The organism is Hydrogenophaga sp. (genome assembly GCF_022844385.1).
In the GTDB taxonomy this organism is placed as follows: domain Bacteria; phylum Pseudomonadota; class Gammaproteobacteria; order Burkholderiales; family Burkholderiaceae_C; genus Hydrogenophaga.
Genome location: NZ_JALHLX010000004.1, coordinates 66827 through 80857, shown reverse-complemented (window position 1 = coordinate 80857; position 14031 = coordinate 66827). Strand labels below are relative to the sequence as shown.

The window sequence follows — 14031 nt, the reverse complement described above, 5'->3', positions numbered from 1 at the left end:
CGACCGCTGTCCTGAATCGCCTGCGCGAGCTCCGCGCGTGGTTCGGCGAGCGCGGCGGCCTGTGTGGCGTCGTCAAAAGTGATGGCGCCGTAGGACTCCGCGAACACCAGCAAGACGTCAGCCGGGCCGCTGGTGCCCACCAGTCCGGAGAGATCACCGCCGAAAGCCGGGCTTGCCCCCAGCGCCGCCCGCGAATGCCCCGGCAGCCACACCTGTGCCAACAGTTGGCCCTGCTGCAAGAGCGTCGGGGTGATGGGCAACGAGAAAAACCAGCGCGTGTCGCTCTGGTCTGGAACATACGCGGCAAAGCTCAGCGCACAGGCGCCTACGCCGGACAGCAGCCATGGCCGGGGACGTGACCACACCAGGCAGCTCGCCAGCACGCCGATGGACCAGCGCACCACCAGCGCGAGCAGCAGCCCACCCGCCAGCAGCGTGACGATCGCTGCCGCCACTTGCCAGCCTGGCATGGCCTGCGCGGCCACCCGGAGCAATTCGCCCGCATGGCGGCCATCCCAGTACACATTGACCGGGCGCCCCATCACGGCGGGCGCGGTGACGTTGGCGTAGCGCACCAGCACCAGACCCACGAAAGCAGCGGTCCCAATCCAGGCGGCCCGGGACGACAGGCCGCCGCGCCACGCCACCCAGCCCAACAGCGCCACCAAAGCCAGGCACAGCTCGAACGACAGTCGCGGCATGTAGGCCACGCCGAAACCGGGCCAGCGGTTTTCGAAGGTGAGCAGCGTGTTGAGCACGCCGAACGCCAGCAAGAAACGCAGCAGCCAGCCCGACGCCGACGGCGGCGCCGCCTGCGCCTGTGCCCACATCACTTGCGAATGGCCTCGAATTCAATGATGAGTGGCACCTCGTCGCCCACCCAGCCGTTGGCTACCGCGTAGTTCATGCCGTAGGCGCTGCGCTTGAAACTGCCGCGCGCCGACACACCCATCACATAAGGCTTGCCCAGTGGTCCGCCCAGTGGGGACTCTGCGCTTTTGTTCCAGGTGGCCTGCAAGGTGAGCGGTTGCGTCTTGCCCAGCAGTTCGAGCTGGCCGCTGATGTCGAAGGTCTTGTCGCCCGTGCGTTTGGCGCCGGAGGCGGTGAACACCATCTTGGGAAACTCGCCGCTGTTCAGAAAATCCGGGCCTTTGAGGTGGTCGTCGCGCTTGCGCTGGTTGCTGAAAACGCTGGCAGTTTCCACCTCGATGCGCACCTCCGAGAGCGTGGCCGTGGCTTCGTCAAAGCGGTAGCTGCCGCGCGCGGAGCGGAACATGCCGAGCACCTTGGCGTAGCCGATGTGGTCGACCAGAAAGGCCACGGTGGTGTGGTCGGGGTCGAGTTCGTAGCGCGCGGCCTGGGCATGTGCCGTGCTCATCAACAGCGGGGAACTGGCCGCGATGGCGGCCCAGACGATGGTGGTTTTCAACAGGTGGGCACGCATGGTTCAGGTCTCCGGTGGGGTGGGGCGCTGCCGCGCCAGGGTTCGCACATCGATGGCGAAGGACAGGGTCAACAAGGCCAGGCTGACCGCGGCCAGCGCGCTGGCCAGCAGCGGCGGCACGATGGGGCCGAGGCACACGATGAGCGTGGTGATCTGCACCACACACACGGTCTGGCGCCGTTTGCTCGGCTGCAGTGGTCCGTTCAACCAGGGCCAGACGAAGGCCGCAGCCACGAAGGCATAACGCATGAGCCCGCTGGCCAGAATCCAGACGCCGGCCTGGCCGGCCTGCACCACGAGCGCGCACAGCACCAGGGTGAAGGCGGCGTCGGTCTCCATGTCGAAGCGCGCGCCGAAGGCGCTGGCCAGGCCGCTGCGCCGCGCGAGTGCGCCATCCACCGCGTCGAGCAGCGCCGTGACGGTGGCCACGATCACCAGCCACCAGGCGGCCGTGGCCATTGCATCCAGCGGTGGGCGGGGCAGGGCTTCACCGAGCAGCGCCGCCATGAGCGACATGGCCCCCAGGCGGGCAAGCGTCACCCGGTTGGCAGGGCCAAAGCGGGCGTGTGGGTGGGCACCCAGGCCACGCCACACCAGCCAGGCGCCTGCGGCGTACACCAGCAAGGCCTTGACGACGTGGTCGAGACCCAGACCCGCTGAAGCGGCCAACCCGAAGCCAGTGAGCAGCACCAGCAAGCCCACCACGGCGAGGTCGCGCGCAGCGTCGCGCGCCAGACCCCGGCGGTCCGCGATGTCCTGACGGGGCTGGGGCGTAAAGGGTGAGCTGCCTGCGGTTTTCATCGTCTGCAACATAAGATGGCCCCGCCGGTTGGCAGGTCGCGGCCATCATGGCACGCACGACCCTTCTGACACGGCATATCCCTTTTCGTTCATGGCATCACCTTCACGCTCCCCGATCACCGCTCAGGCCTGCTGGACCGTGGAGCCCGGCCACGCCGAGATCCGCGAAGAATCGCTGCCGCCGTTGGCCGACGGTGAGGTGCGTGTGCGCACCCTGCACACCGGTGTGAGCCGGGGCACGGAAGGCCTGGTGTTCCGCGGCGAGGTGCCGGCCAGCGAGTGGCAGCGCATGCGCGCCCCGTTCCAGCAAGACGACTTCCCCGGTCCGGTGAAATACGGCTATGTGAATGTGGGCGTGGTCGAGGCCGGGCCCAGCGATCTGCTGGGGCGCACCGTGTTCTGCCTGTACCCGCACCAGACCGTGTACCAGGTGCCGGCCTCCGCCGTGATTCCCTTGCCCGCGGGTGTGCCGGCTGCGCGCGCCGTGCTGGCGGCCAACCTGGAAACGGCCATCAACGCATTGTGGGACGCCGCACCGCGCCTGGGCGACCGCATCGCGGTGGTGGGCGGCGGCACGCTGGGCCTGCTGGTGGCCTGGCTGGCGGCCCGGTTGCCGGGCTGCGAAGTGCAGGTGGTCGACACCGAGGCTGGCCGCGCCGATGTGGCCCGGGCACTCGGCGCCGGCTTCTCCCTGCCGGACAGCGCGCGCGCCGATGCCGACCTGGTGGTGCACACCAGTGGCCAGGGCGCGGGCCTGGCGACCGCGCTGCGGCTGGCGGCGTTTGAAGCCACCGTGCTCGAACTCAGCTGGTACGGCACCCGCGCGATCAGCGTGCCGCTGGGCGAAGCCTTTCACTCGCAGCGCCTCACGCTCAAGAGTTCGCAGGTCGGCCACGTGGCCACGCCTCAGCGCGGGCTCTGGAGCCACCGCCGCCGGCTCGAACTGGCGCTCTCCCTGCTCACCGACCCGGCACTGGACCGACTCATCACGCACAGCGCACCGTTTCATGAACTCCCCGCGGTGCTGGAGCGCCTTTCAACCGGCGCTGCCGACACGCTGTGCCATCGCATCGATTACCCCAACTGAACAAGAGAACACCACGATGTACGCCGTCAACGTCAGAGACCATTTCATGATTGCCCACAGCTTCCAGGGCGCCGTTTTCGGGCCCGCGCAGCGCATGCACGGCGCCACCTACGTGGTCGACCTGGAACTGCGCCGCGAGGTGCTGGACGCGGACGGCATCGTGGTCGACATTGGCCTGGCCACGCAAGTGCTGCGCGAAGAACTCGCCGCGCTCAACTTCCGCAACCTCGACGAAGAGCCCCAGTTCAAGGGGCGCAACACCACCACAGAGTTCCTGGCCCGCCTGATCTTCGACCGCGTGGCCGCGCGTCTGGCGGCTGGTGCGCTGGGCGCCAACGCCTTGCCGTCGGCCGGGTCGGCCGGCGTGCAACACATCCGCGTGACGTTGAACGAATCGCACGTGGCCTGGGCCTCCTATGAAGGCGCTGTGCCCGTGCGCATACCCGCGTGAGCGCCATGCCGGGCCCGCGCGCCTGCTGCTTTCTGATTCCCGGCGACTGGACCACACCCACCGGCGGCTACACCTACGACCGCCGGCTGGTGCTGGCACTGCGCGAGGCCGGTTGGTGGGTCGATGTGTTGTCGCTCAGCGGCACCTGGCCGCACCCCGACGCGGCTGCGCTGGCGGCCGCCGCCGAGATGGTGGCTTCGCTGGCCGATGGCACGCTGGTGGTGGCCGACGGCCTGGCCTTCGGCGCAATGGACACGGTGGTGGCGCCGCACGCCGCGCGCCTGCGCTGGCTGGCGCTGGTGCACCACCCGCTGCACCTGGAAACCGGTTTGCCCGAGGCGGTGTGTCAGCAACTGCTGGGTGACGAAACCCGGGCGATGCGACATGCAAGCCGTGTGGTGGTGACCAGCCAGCGCACCGCGCAAGACTTGGCTGCGATGGGCGTGCCGCCAGCCAGGATTGCCGTGGTGGAGCCGGGCACCGATCCTGTGGACCCGACGCCGATGCCGGTCAAAACCGATGGTTCCCTGCGACTGCTCTGCGTGGCCACGCTCACCGCCCGCAAAGGCCATGCGCTGCTGCTGCAGGCGCTGGCCGGATTGCCCCACCTGGACTGGACGCTGCACAACGTGGGCAGCGCCACGCGCGACCCCGACACCGCAGCGCAACTGCAGGCCCTGGCCGCGCCCTTGGGCGAACGCGTGCAATGGCACGGCGAGGTGGACGCGCAAGCATTGCACGAGCACTTTGCCGCGGCCGACGTGTTCGTGCTCGCCTCCTTGCATGAAGGTTTCGGCATGGTGATCACCGAAGCCCTGGCCCACGGATTGCCCGTGGTAGCCAGCGACGCCGGGGCGCTCGCGCAGACGCTGCCGGCCAGCGCGGGCTTGCAGGTGCCGGCCGGAGAAGTGGCACCGCTGCAGGCCGCGCTGGCGCAGGTGCTGTCCGACGCCGTGCTGCGAGCGCGCCTGGCTGCGGGTGCTCGCGCCGCTGCAGCAAGCTTGCCGACCTGGCCCATGCAGGCCGCGCAGTTCGCAACCGTGCTCGAGGGCGTTGAATGAGCGCGGCGCCGGGCCGTTCCCAAGCAAGCTCGCACCGCAGCCCGCAGGGCGAAGGTACTCCAGTGAGCACGGCCACCTTCAGTGCCGACTGGCTGCAATTGCGCGAACCGTTCGATGCGGTGGCACGCGATGCCGCCGCTGGTGAGCTCCAGTTGACGCATCGCCTGGCCTCGCTGCGGACGGACCCAACCCGGCCGTTGCGCGTGATCGACCTGGCCTGCGGCACCGGCGCAAACCTGCGCTGGCTCGCGCCCCGGCTGGGCGGGGCGCAGCAGTGGCTGGTGGTGGACCACGATGCGGATCTGTTGCGTTGCTGGCCCGAACGCCTGGCGGCGGTGGAGGGCTCCCACACCGGCCGCGACGCGGGCCTGCATGAAGCGTTGTCGTTTGCCGGCCCAGGGTTTGAGGCCGACATCGTGCGGCAACCGATGGACCTCTTGGCGGGACTGGAAACCTTGCCCTGGCACGCCGCTGACCTCGTCACCGCATCGGCCTTGCTCGACCTGGTGGGTACCGCCTGGCTGCAACGGCTGGTGGCGGCCAGTGCGGCGTCGGGCGTGGCCATGCTCATGAGCCTGAATGTGGACGGCCGCCACGTCTGGACGCCCGGGGACCCGGCGGACGCGACTGTGGACCGCCTGTTTGGCGAGCACCAGCAGCAAGACAAGGGCCTGGGTTTCGCGCTGGGGCCGCAGGCCGTGCCCGTCTTGCGGCAGGCGCTGGAAGCAGCGGGCTACCGTGTGTTCACAGCCACCAGCGACTGGTGGGTGGATGGGATCGCCGGCCCGAAGGACCAGGCCATGCAATGCGCCTTGATCGAGGGCATGGCGAGGGCGGCCTGCGAACGGTTCCCAGCGTCAACTTCATCTGTGACGGCCTGGCGCGGCCGCCGTCTGGCCACCGCTGCGCACAGCCAACTGCGGGTGGGCCACATCGATCTGCTGGCCTTGCCTGGCTAGGAAGAACGCAAGTCCAGATCCCAGAGCATGTCCTGGCCGAGCGCCAGCGTGCGCACCTTCGGTCTTGGGCAGTCGGCCATCACCGCATGCGCCGTGGCTTGCAGGCCGCGCCGCCCGTTGCCGATGAGCACGGGCGCCACCACCAGGTGCAGCCGGTCCAGCGCACCGGCGGTGAAAAAACGCGAGACAGTGATGCCGCCACCCTCCACGAACAACAGGTGCAAACCGCGCGTGGCCAGGGCAGACACGGCCCGCTGCGGGTGGTATCCCGCAGTGCCGTCGTTTGCGAGCAGGTCGTCAACGGCCAGCACCTCGGCATGAACAGGAACGGGCCCCAGGCGCGAGCGGGCCTGCGCCGCATGGCGGCTGTCGCAGACCCACAGCGTGGGCGCCTGGCCGTCGCGAAACACGCGCGAGAGGCCGTCCAGCCGCGCTTCGGGGTCCATCACCACACGCACCGGTTGCGGCCCGGGCACGCGCCGGGTGGTCAGCTGCGGGTTGTCGGTGGCCACCGTGCCGGCACCCACCACCACCGCGTCGCAGAGTGCGCGTAATCGGTGTAGATGCAAGAGGCAGTGGGCGCCATTGACGTAGTAGGAGTCGCCGGTGAGCGTGGCGACGAAGCCGTCCAGGCTCTGACCGAGCTGGGCCACCACCCAGGGTGTGTGCTCCCGGGGACGGCGCTGGCGCGCGCGTGCGTCGAGCAGGGGCTTGTAGAGATCGAACAGGGCCGAGGCGCGCACGCCGATCACGTCATCAACCGCCCAGCCGAACTCGGGACTGTGGCTCAACTGTGGCGAGGGTGCGCCGTTGCGGGCTCGCAGCATCTGAAGCCACAGCCCGGGCCAGTCGCGCGGGACATCCCCGACCGGATCGGTGGCGGCATCAAGCGTGGCTGTTGAGGGCGGGCTCTGCACGGTGGAGGGCATCAAATCATCATCGCATTGCGACCCCGATAAAGCGCCAATGTCCGGAATAGCCCTCGACTTGACGGCGGGCCCATCAGCGTCCTATTTCCACCGGGGCGCATAGTAAGGGTCATCAACGTCGGCTCCTTCCGCAGCCCCGGGCCCAGCCGCGGGCAACCAGGCCAGGCACAGCGCGATGCCAGCGCCGGTGAGCAGCAGCGGCAGCAGCGACACCGGCGAAACCGACGCGGCGCGCCACGCCCACAACACGGCCACGCCGCCAACCGTGGCCAGCATCAAGGCCAGCTGCGCCAGCAGCAGCGAGCCCCCCAATGCACCCCAGGCGCCCAGCCCGAACGCGATCAGTGTCAGCAACACGGTGGCGACCAGCCCGTTGCGCCGCCCCATGGCGCGCGTGCCGGGTGCTTTCAGGGCAATGGCCAGGGCAGCCAACAGCGTGCTGCCGAGGGCAAGCCAGGGCAGTGTCTGGACGCGCGAAGCGGCCGGCCAGTCGAACCCGGGCCACATGGCCATGGCCAGCAACAGTCCGAGTGCCGCACCCAGCGAAGACCACCGCAGACCCAGGGGACGCAACAGCAGGCTGATGGCCACCGCCAGCACGAAGGGCAAAACCAGGCTCTGGAACACAGGGTGGTGGAGAAAGGACATGAGCGCATCATCCCACCGCCGCCTTGTTTTGCGGTGCGGGAATACACTGCGGCTCCGTCTGAAACCTGCCCAGTCACCCCCTGAAAGAGGCCGCCATGTACCTGCCGCCGCAGTTCGCCGCCAAAGACCCCGCCATCGCCCTCGACATCATGCGTGCGCATCCCTTCGCCAGTCTGGTGTCCACCGACGATGACGGGTTTCCGTTTGTCACACCGCTGCCGCTGCACCTGGTGGAAGAAGAGGGGGGCTTGACGCTGCTGGGCCATGTGGCGCGACCCAACCCACACGCCGGCCACCTGCGCCAGCGAGACACCGCGCTGGTGGTGTTCCAGGGCCCGCAGGCCTACATGACGCCGCGCGTGTATCCCGACCTCACCCGCGTGCCGACCTGGAGCTACCTGGCTGTTCACGCCCGGGTGCAGGTGAGCTTCATCGATTCGTTTGACGACAAGGACCGCTTGCTCAAACACCTGATCCACGACCACGACCCGGCCTACGAAGCGCAGTGGCGCGCGTTGCCCGAGGACTACCAGCACAAGATGATGGGTGGTATCCACGCGTTCGAGCTGCGCGTGACGGGGCTGCAGTGCAAGGTCAAGCTCAACCAGCACCGGCCCGAGTCCCACGCTGCGATGGTCGAGGCCTACGAAGCGGGCAACGAAAACGAGCGCGCGCTGGCCGGCTGGATGCGCCGCCTGATGCTGACAGGGCAGGGCGCATGAGACGTCGCAGTTGGCTGCTGGCGGCGGCACTGCTGCCGCTGACGCTTTGGGCACAAACCCAGTCGACCGAGCAGCGCTGGAAAAAGGAACTCGAGGCCTTCGCCGCAGCCGACCGCCTGCAGATGCCGCCGCCCGGCGGTGTTCTGTTCGTCGGCAGTTCGTCGATCCGTTTCTGGACCGGGTTGGAAACCGCCTTTGCCGACCAGCCCGTGGTGATCAAGCGCGGCTTTGGTGGCTCGCGGCTCTCGGAAAACGCCGACCTGGTGCACCGGCTGGTGCTGCCTTACCAGCCACGGCAGGTGGTGCTGTATGCGGGGGAAAACGACATTCACGAGGGTGTGAGTCCTTCGGAGCTGCTGACGCATTTCCAGCGCTTCGTGCAGCAGGTGCAGGGCGCCTTGCCGGCCACGCGCGTGGCCTGGATGGCCATCAAGCCCAGCCCTTCACGCCTGGCGTTCATGGCCACCATGCGCGAAGCCAACCTGCTGATCCAGACCCACGTGCTGCAGCACGACAACCTGGACTACATCGATGTGCACACCGCCATGCTGGACAACGACGGCCGACCTCGGCCCGAGCTGTTCGTGCGCGACCAGCTGCACCTGAGCGCCGAGGGCTACGGCCTGTGGCGCCAGATCGTGTCAGCGCACCTGCGGCCTTGAACGAAGCGCCAGCGTCATCCGCCAGCCGCTGCGCTCGCGCGCTTCCAGCGCCATGGCCACGGCGAAGAGCCCCGCGAACGCGCCCGCCACCAACGCCACATCGGTGCTCCAGGGGCGCACCACCTGGGTGGAGCCGAAGAAGGCCAGCGTGAACAGGGCGATCACGATGTGGGCGCTGAACACCGGCAACGAATGCCGGCCCAGCAGCTCCAGCGGCAGGGGCCTGGGCATGACCTGCTTGAGCGACGGGCCGAAGGTCACCAACAGCACGAAGACGCTGGCGAAGTTCAGCACGCGCAGCGGACCGAGCGTCCATTTGTCGAGCAGCATGGCGATGGCGGGCACCCCGGGCATCGGGTCTTGGCCCACCATGTGGCGCCACAACAGCATGCCCGCCGCGTACACCGCCGCCGGGACCACAAGCCACAGCGGAAAACGCGGTAGCGGCTGTTCGCGGGCGCCGAGCCACAGACCCACGACCCACAGTGCCTGCCAGGCCAGCCAGTGGAAAGCGCCCATGTCCTTGTAGGGAATGGGCAGGCCCGTGAGGTTCACAGCCAGTTCGTACAAAGCCAGACCCAGGCCCCACTGCTCGGCCAGCCAGAGCAGGGCGCTGACCGCCAGCACACCCTGCCAACCCGTGCGCAGACCGCGGCGCAGCAGCCATGGGCTCAGAAGCATCAGGGCGATGTACAGCGGCAGGATGTCCAGCAGCGGCGGGTTGTACAGCAGCAGCGCCGCACCCACCACCGCAGCTGGCCTGTCGATGAAGAAGAATTCGAGCAGGCCCGTGACCCCACCCTGGCGGTTGTGCACGCCCAGCCAGGCGATGACCGTGAAGGCGAGCAGCAGCAGGGCCAGCTGGCACAGGTAGAGCTTGAGTGCACGCTCGTGGAACGCGCTCTGCATCACGGCCACACCGTCGCGCCGGGCGCGCTTGCCGTACACACGGCCGGCCATGTAGGCCGACAGAAACACAAAACCCTCGGCGGCCGACACGAAGCCGAAGGGCTGGCCCGATGGCAACGAGAACATCGTCGGCATGTGGGTCAGCGTCATCAGCACGAGCATCAAACCCCGCAGGGCGTCGAGCTCCCAGCGGCGGTTGGATGGGTGGAGGAGGGGCGTGGACATAGGGAAAACCAGAACAACCCGCGATCATGCCAGAGGGGTGGCCGTCCCTGTGTGTGCCGGGGCGCTGTCCTACACTCGTTCGCATGCCCGACAACACACCGACCGACGAAGATTTCATGCGCCTGGCGCTGGCCGAGGCCCAGGCGGCGGCGGCCGATGGTGAAGTGCCGGTGGGCGCGGTGGTGGTGAAAGACGGACGCGTGATCGCCACTGGCCGCAACGCGCCGATCGAAGGGCACGACCCCACGGCACACGCCGAGATCGTGGCCCTGCGCGCGACGGCGCAGGCCTTGGGCAACTACCGCCTGGACGGTTGCACCTTGTACGTGACGCTGGAGCCGTGTGCCATGTGCAGCGGTGCCATGCTGCACGCGAGGCTGGCGCGCGTTGTGTACGGCGCCGCAGATCCCAAGACCGGTGCTGCAGGCTCGGTCATCAACCTGTTCACGCACGACCAACTCAACCACCAGACCCAGGTGTTGGGCGGTGTACTTGCAGATGAGGCGGCCGACCTGCTGCGTGGCTTTTTCAAGGAACGCCGCGTGAACCTGCACCCCTTGCGCGAAGACGCGCTGCGCACCCCGGATGCACGGTTCGCCGATCTGCCCGGTTACCCCTGGCAGCCCAACTACATCAGCGACCTGCCCGCGCTGGGCGGATGGCGCATGCACTACCTGGACGAAGGCCCGCCCCTTCGACAAGCTCAGGGCGATCGGAACATCACCTGGCTCTGCCTGCACGGCAACCCGGCCTGGAGCTACCTGTACCGAAAGATGATCCCGGTATTTCTGGCCAGCGGCGGGCGAGTCGTGGCCCCCGATCTGATCGGTTTTGGCCGCAGCGACAAACCCAAGAAAGACAGCGCGCACACATTCAGCTGGCACCGGCGGGTGCTGCTCGAATTCGTCGAGCGGCTCGACCTGCGCAACGTGGTGCTGGTGGTGCAGGACTGGGGCGGCCTGCTCGGCCTCACGCTGCCCATGGACGCACCCGAGCGCTACCGCGGCCTGCTGGTGATGAACACGACACTGGCCACGGGCGAGACGCCTTTGTCGCCGGGTTTTCTGGCCTGGCGCACCATGTGCGCGCAGAACCCGGCGTTCGACGTGGCCCGCTTGTTCGCGCGTGGCAATCCTCAGATGAGTGCTGAAGAGTGCGCCGTCTACAACGCGCCGTTTCCCGACAAAGGCCACCGCGCGGCGCTGCGCGCGTTTCCCGCCATGGTCCCGGAGCACCTGGACGACGACGGTGCGGCCGTCAGCCGCCAGGCGCAGACCTTCTGGTCCAACCAGTGGACGGGACTCAGTTTCATGGCCATCGGCCAGCAAGACCCGGTGCTGGGCGAGCCGGTGATGCGGGCGCTGCACCGCAGTGTCCGCCACTGTCCCGAGCCGATGCTGCTGCCGCAGGCCGGGCATTTTGTGCAGGAGCATGGCGAGGCGATTGCCCAAGCGGCTGTGCGCCATTTCGGTGTTGCAGCACCTCGATAATCGATCTCTTTTGCCGCACCCTAACCCATGAGCCACATCTACATTTACTCCCCCTCCAGCGCGGTGCGCGACAAGGTCGCGTACCGCCGGGGCGTGGCGCGGCTCAAAGCCCTGGGTCACGAGGTCGAAATCGACGAGTCGGCACTTTCCACCCACATGCGCTTTGCCGGCGACGACGAGACCCGGCTCGCAGCCATCGGCCGTGCCGCGGCCAGCGGGGCTGACGTGGCGCTCATTTCGCGCGGCGGTTACGGCCTCACCCGCATCCTGGGCGAGCTGCCGTTCAAGAAACTCACCAAGGCGATTGAAAGCGGCACACAGTTCGTGGGCTTGAGCGATTTCACTGCCCTGCAGATGGCCCTGCTGGCCAAAACCGGCGCCTGCACCTGGGCCGGGCCGGCCTTGGGCGAAGACTTTGGCGCCGAGGCGCCGGACGACATCATGGAAGCGTGTTTTGACGACCTGCTGGTCGGGCACGGCGAAGGCGCGGGCTGGCGGCTGCCCACCTCGGACCTGGCTTTCATGAAGCCCGCCAAGGCAGACGCGCAGCCCGAACTGCGGGTGCGCTCGGCCACCCTGTGGGGCGGCAACCTCAACGTGATCTGCTCACTCGTAGGCACACCTCACCTGCCCGCCATCACGGGTGGCATCCTGTTTCTGGAAGACACCCACGAACACCCCTACCGCATCGAGCGACAGCTCACGCAGTTGCTCAACGCGGGCATCCTCGGGCGTCAAAAGGCGGTGCTGATGGGATCGTTCAACCGCTTCAAGCTGGTGCCGGGCTACGACCGCGGTTTCAAACTGCAAACGGTGGTGGACTGGTTGCGCACGAAGACCAAAACGCCGGTGTTCACAGGCCTGCCGTTTGGCCATGTGCCCACCAAGGTACTGTTGCCCGTGGGGCAAAAGGTCGACCTGATGGTGGAAGGGCGCGATGCCCTGATTTACTGGGGTTGAGGCAGCGGAGGCGGCAGGGCGCTACCGGGCTGTCGGGCGCGGCTCAGCGGGTGCGCAGGCGCGAAGATTCGATCAGGCTTTTGGGCACCAGGCCGGCAAACACGGGGGAGAGGCTTTGAACCCGGTGGACCGCCAAGGCTTCACCGTGCAACTGGCTCAACACAGCCACCATTTCGGCGCGCGCAAACCACAAGGCGTGGGGATCGTGCAGGTACTTGAGGCGACGCACCAGTTGAGGATTGATCTGGGCACCGTCATCACCGAGCACATCCAGCATGGCTTTTCGCACCGGCTCCAACGCAAGGCCTGGGTCCTTGTGAACCTCGGGACTGAGCAGGGCGGAAATGCTGTTTCGAATACTCGGTTTGAACCAGCGCATGGTGTGTCCTCAACGACTTTTATGAATCCGTGCAGAGGATACGTTCTCTTACGGCGGCAACGCAATCCCGCACGTCGCTTGGGTATGGAAAAACAACAAACAAATCAAAGGTTTACGCGCGTGTTTTTACCCCATGCTTGAGGTTTGTAATACCTTCGAGTCCATTTTGATGCCGGGAGGTGGCCGGGATTAATACCCGATGAGCGGCGGCCAGGCACGTGCGCGACACCTTGCAAAGGTCTCATCGCAGCGGTGCTGGCAGGTGACAAAGTGCCCTTGAGGGCGTGTGCTCTAATCCAGCCGATATTCATCTGCTCTATGGCCGAACTGACAATTGCTTTCGTGGATTTGACCGGTAGTGTCTCGGTGTTTGAAACACTGGGTAACGACCGCGCCACGATGGTGGTGACCAAGCTCACCCAATGGATCGGGGCCACCGGCATGGAGCACGGCGGCACGGTGGTCAAGATGCTGGGCGACGGCGTTTTGCTGTCGTTCACCAGCAACCGCCTCGCGGTGGAAGCCATGGTGCAGATCCAGCAGGAACACGCCAAGCGGGTGGTCCAGTGGCCCAACCGGCTCAAACTCATGATGCAGATCGGCATGGCCCGCGGCCAGGTCGTGGTGGTCGACGGCGACTGTTTTGGTGATGCCGTCAACCTGGCTTCGCGCCTTAGCGACCTCGCGGGTGGCGAACAAATTCTGGTGACCGACAACGTCGTGCGCGAACTGGGTCCCCGCACCCCGGTTCGCAGCCGAAGCCTGGGTCCCATCCGCATCAAGGGCCGCACTGAGCCGTGCGAGGTGTTCCGCATCGAATGGCAGCAGGAGATGCTCTCCGAGTTCCTCACTTTGCCGGCCGATCTGCATTCGCTCACGCCACCGAAAGACGTGGGCATGGGCGGCATCGAACTGGCGTGGCTGGACAGCAGTCGCAGCTTTGGCCTGACCGAGCTTCCGCTGAAAATCGGCCGTGTGCCCGAGGCCGACTTTGTGGTCAGCGACCCGCGCGTCTCCCGCATGCACACCCGCATCGACATGCGCGCTGGCAACTACGTGCTGGAAGACATCAGCAGCTACGGCACCTGGGTGCGCTTTACCGGCGGTGACAATGTGATTGCGCTGCGCCGCCAGGAATGCATGCTGCACAGCGACGGCGAGATTGCGCTCGGGGCGCCGTTCACCGATTTCAGCGCGCCCACGGTGAGCTTCAAGCTGGTCAACGGCAACATGGTGCTGGGGCGAACGCCGCTTCGAAACTGACGGCCTCCGCGCCGCTGCGAAGCGTGCTCAACGCGGGCTGT

General features: G+C 67.3%; 16 protein-coding genes. 9 read left to right on the top strand and 7 right to left on the bottom strand.

What is annotated here, in order from left to right; all coding sequences use genetic code 11:
* The 3 genes from Q0C59_RS01955 to Q0C59_RS01945 all read right to left on the bottom strand — a co-directional run.
* The coding region (locus Q0C59_RS01955; protein ID WP_291210933.1) for a hypothetical protein at positions 1-833 on the bottom strand (833 nt) is incomplete at its 3' end.
* The gene (locus Q0C59_RS01950; protein ID WP_291210931.1) at positions 830-1444 is read right to left on the bottom strand and encodes a YceI family protein; all 615 of its coding nucleotides are present in this window, start codon (positions 1442-1444) and stop codon (positions 830-832) included. The genes Q0C59_RS01955 and Q0C59_RS01950, both read right to left, overlap by 4 nt.
* A gap of 3 nt (positions 1445-1447) precedes the next feature.
* On the bottom strand, positions 1448-2245 hold the full coding sequence (locus Q0C59_RS01945) for a CDP-alcohol phosphatidyltransferase family protein (protein ID WP_291210929.1): 798 nt from the start codon (positions 2243-2245) through the stop codon (positions 1448-1450).
* Positions 2246-2336: 91 nt separating this feature from the next.
* On the opposite strand from Q0C59_RS01945, the gene Q0C59_RS01940 reads away from it, so the two are divergent.
* The 4 genes from Q0C59_RS01940 (at position 2337) to Q0C59_RS01925 (ending at position 5803) form a co-directional block, all read left to right on the top strand.
* Positions 2337-3332 carry a zinc-binding alcohol dehydrogenase gene (locus Q0C59_RS01940; RefSeq protein WP_291210927.1) on the top strand — a complete coding sequence of 332 codons (996 nt, stop codon included), beginning with the start codon at positions 2337-2339 and terminating at the stop codon, positions 3330-3332.
* 16 nt (positions 3333-3348) lie between these two features.
* Positions 3349-3783, top strand: coding sequence for a 6-carboxytetrahydropterin synthase (locus Q0C59_RS01935; RefSeq protein WP_291210925.1), 435 nt, complete (start codon positions 3349-3351; stop codon positions 3781-3783).
* Between the two features lie 5 nt (positions 3784-3788).
* The gene (locus Q0C59_RS01930; protein WP_291210944.1) at positions 3789-4844 is read left to right on the top strand and encodes a glycosyltransferase family 4 protein; all 1056 of its coding nucleotides are present in this window, start codon (positions 3789-3791) and stop codon (positions 4842-4844) included.
* Between the two features lie 62 nt (positions 4845-4906).
* The gene (locus Q0C59_RS01925; protein ID WP_291210922.1) at positions 4907-5803 is read left to right on the top strand and encodes a class I SAM-dependent methyltransferase; all 897 of its coding nucleotides are present in this window, start codon (positions 4907-4909) and stop codon (positions 5801-5803) included.
* Here Q0C59_RS01925 and Q0C59_RS01920 read toward each other — a convergent pair.
* Both Q0C59_RS01920 and Q0C59_RS01915 read right to left on the bottom strand, forming a co-directional pair.
* A complete protein-coding gene (locus Q0C59_RS01920) occupies positions 5800-6732 on the bottom strand; it encodes a RibD family protein (protein WP_291210919.1) in 933 nt (310 codons plus the stop codon). The two genes, Q0C59_RS01925 and Q0C59_RS01920, sit on opposite strands and share 4 nt — an antisense overlap.
* A gap of 81 nt (positions 6733-6813) precedes the next feature.
* Complete coding sequence (locus Q0C59_RS01915) at positions 6814-7380, bottom strand: hypothetical protein (protein ID WP_291210916.1); 567 nt, start codon at positions 7378-7380, stop codon at positions 6814-6816.
* Positions 7381-7475: 95 nt separating this feature from the next.
* Between Q0C59_RS01915 and Q0C59_RS01910 the strand changes: the two genes are divergently transcribed.
* A complete protein-coding gene (locus Q0C59_RS01910; protein ID WP_291210912.1) occupies positions 7476-8102 on the top strand; it encodes an FMN-binding negative transcriptional regulator in 627 nt (208 codons plus the stop codon).
* A complete protein-coding gene (locus Q0C59_RS01905) occupies positions 8099-8764 on the top strand; it encodes a GDSL-type esterase/lipase family protein (protein WP_291210909.1) in 666 nt (221 codons plus the stop codon). The genes Q0C59_RS01910 and Q0C59_RS01905 overlap by 4 nt, the downstream gene beginning before the upstream one ends.
* Here the strand turns inward: Q0C59_RS01905 and opgC are convergent.
* Complete coding sequence (opgC, locus tag Q0C59_RS01900; RefSeq protein ID WP_291210907.1) at positions 8744-9898, bottom strand: OpgC domain-containing protein; 1155 nt, start codon at positions 9896-9898, stop codon at positions 8744-8746. The two genes, Q0C59_RS01905 and opgC, sit on opposite strands and share 21 nt — an antisense overlap.
* An 83-nt stretch (positions 9899-9981) precedes the next feature.
* On the opposite strand from opgC, the gene tadA reads away from it, so the two are divergent.
* Both tadA and Q0C59_RS01890 read left to right on the top strand, forming a co-directional pair.
* Positions 9982-11388 carry a tRNA adenosine(34) deaminase TadA gene (gene tadA / locus Q0C59_RS01895; protein ID WP_291210904.1) on the top strand — a complete coding sequence of 469 codons (1407 nt, stop codon included), beginning with the start codon at positions 9982-9984 and terminating at the stop codon, positions 11386-11388.
* 27 nt (positions 11389-11415) lie between these two features.
* On the top strand, positions 11416-12348 hold the full coding sequence (locus tag Q0C59_RS01890; protein WP_291210901.1) for an LD-carboxypeptidase: 933 nt from the start codon (positions 11416-11418) through the stop codon (positions 12346-12348).
* 43 nt (positions 12349-12391) lie between these two features.
* Here Q0C59_RS01890 and Q0C59_RS01885 read toward each other — a convergent pair whose 3' ends face one another.
* Positions 12392-12727 carry a hypothetical protein gene (locus tag Q0C59_RS01885; RefSeq protein WP_291210898.1) on the bottom strand — a complete coding sequence of 112 codons (336 nt, stop codon included), beginning with the start codon at positions 12725-12727 and terminating at the stop codon, positions 12392-12394.
* A 318-nt stretch (positions 12728-13045) separates the two neighbouring features.
* Here Q0C59_RS01885 and Q0C59_RS01880 point away from each other — a divergent pair, with 318 nt between their 5' ends.
* Entirely contained in the window at positions 13046-13990 is a 945-nt protein-coding gene (locus Q0C59_RS01880; RefSeq protein WP_291210895.1) for an adenylate/guanylate cyclase domain-containing protein, read from the top strand.
* Positions 13991-14031: the final 41 nt, after the last annotated feature.

Coding starts and splice junctions, on each gene's coding strand:
- Q0C59_RS01915 (WP_291210916.1), bottom strand. CDS start 7,380: ATGTCCTTTCTCCACCACCCTGTGTTCCAGAGCCTGGTTTTGCCCTTC.
- Q0C59_RS01890 (WP_291210901.1), top strand. CDS start 11,416: ATGAGCCACATCTACATTTACTCCCCCTCCAGCGCGGTGCGCGACAAG.
- Q0C59_RS01880 (WP_291210895.1), top strand. CDS start 13,046: ATGGCCGAACTGACAATTGCTTTCGTGGATTTGACCGGTAGTGTCTCG.
- tadA (WP_291210904.1), top strand. CDS start 9,982: ATGCCCGACAACACACCGACCGACGAAGATTTCATGCGCCTGGCGCTG.
- Q0C59_RS01940 (WP_291210927.1), top strand. CDS start 2,337: ATGGCATCACCTTCACGCTCCCCGATCACCGCTCAGGCCTGCTGGACC.
- Q0C59_RS01935 (WP_291210925.1), top strand. CDS start 3,349: ATGTACGCCGTCAACGTCAGAGACCATTTCATGATTGCCCACAGCTTC.
- Q0C59_RS01920 (WP_291210919.1), bottom strand. CDS start 6,732: ATGCCCTCCACCGTGCAGAGCCCGCCCTCAACAGCCACGCTTGATGCC.
- Q0C59_RS01930 (WP_291210944.1), top strand. CDS start 3,789: ATGCCGGGCCCGCGCGCCTGCTGCTTTCTGATTCCCGGCGACTGGACC.
- Q0C59_RS01885 (WP_291210898.1), bottom strand. CDS start 12,727: ATGCGCTGGTTCAAACCGAGTATTCGAAACAGCATTTCCGCCCTGCTC.
- opgC (WP_291210907.1), bottom strand. CDS start 9,898: ATGTCCACGCCCCTCCTCCACCCATCCAACCGCCGCTGGGAGCTCGAC.
- Q0C59_RS01910 (WP_291210912.1), top strand. CDS start 7,476: ATGTACCTGCCGCCGCAGTTCGCCGCCAAAGACCCCGCCATCGCCCTC.
- Q0C59_RS01945 (WP_291210929.1), bottom strand. CDS start 2,245: ATGAAAACCGCAGGCAGCTCACCCTTTACGCCCCAGCCCCGTCAGGAC.
- Q0C59_RS01905 (WP_291210909.1), top strand. CDS start 8,099: ATGAGACGTCGCAGTTGGCTGCTGGCGGCGGCACTGCTGCCGCTGACG.
- Q0C59_RS01950 (WP_291210931.1), bottom strand. CDS start 1,444: ATGCGTGCCCACCTGTTGAAAACCACCATCGTCTGGGCCGCCATCGCG.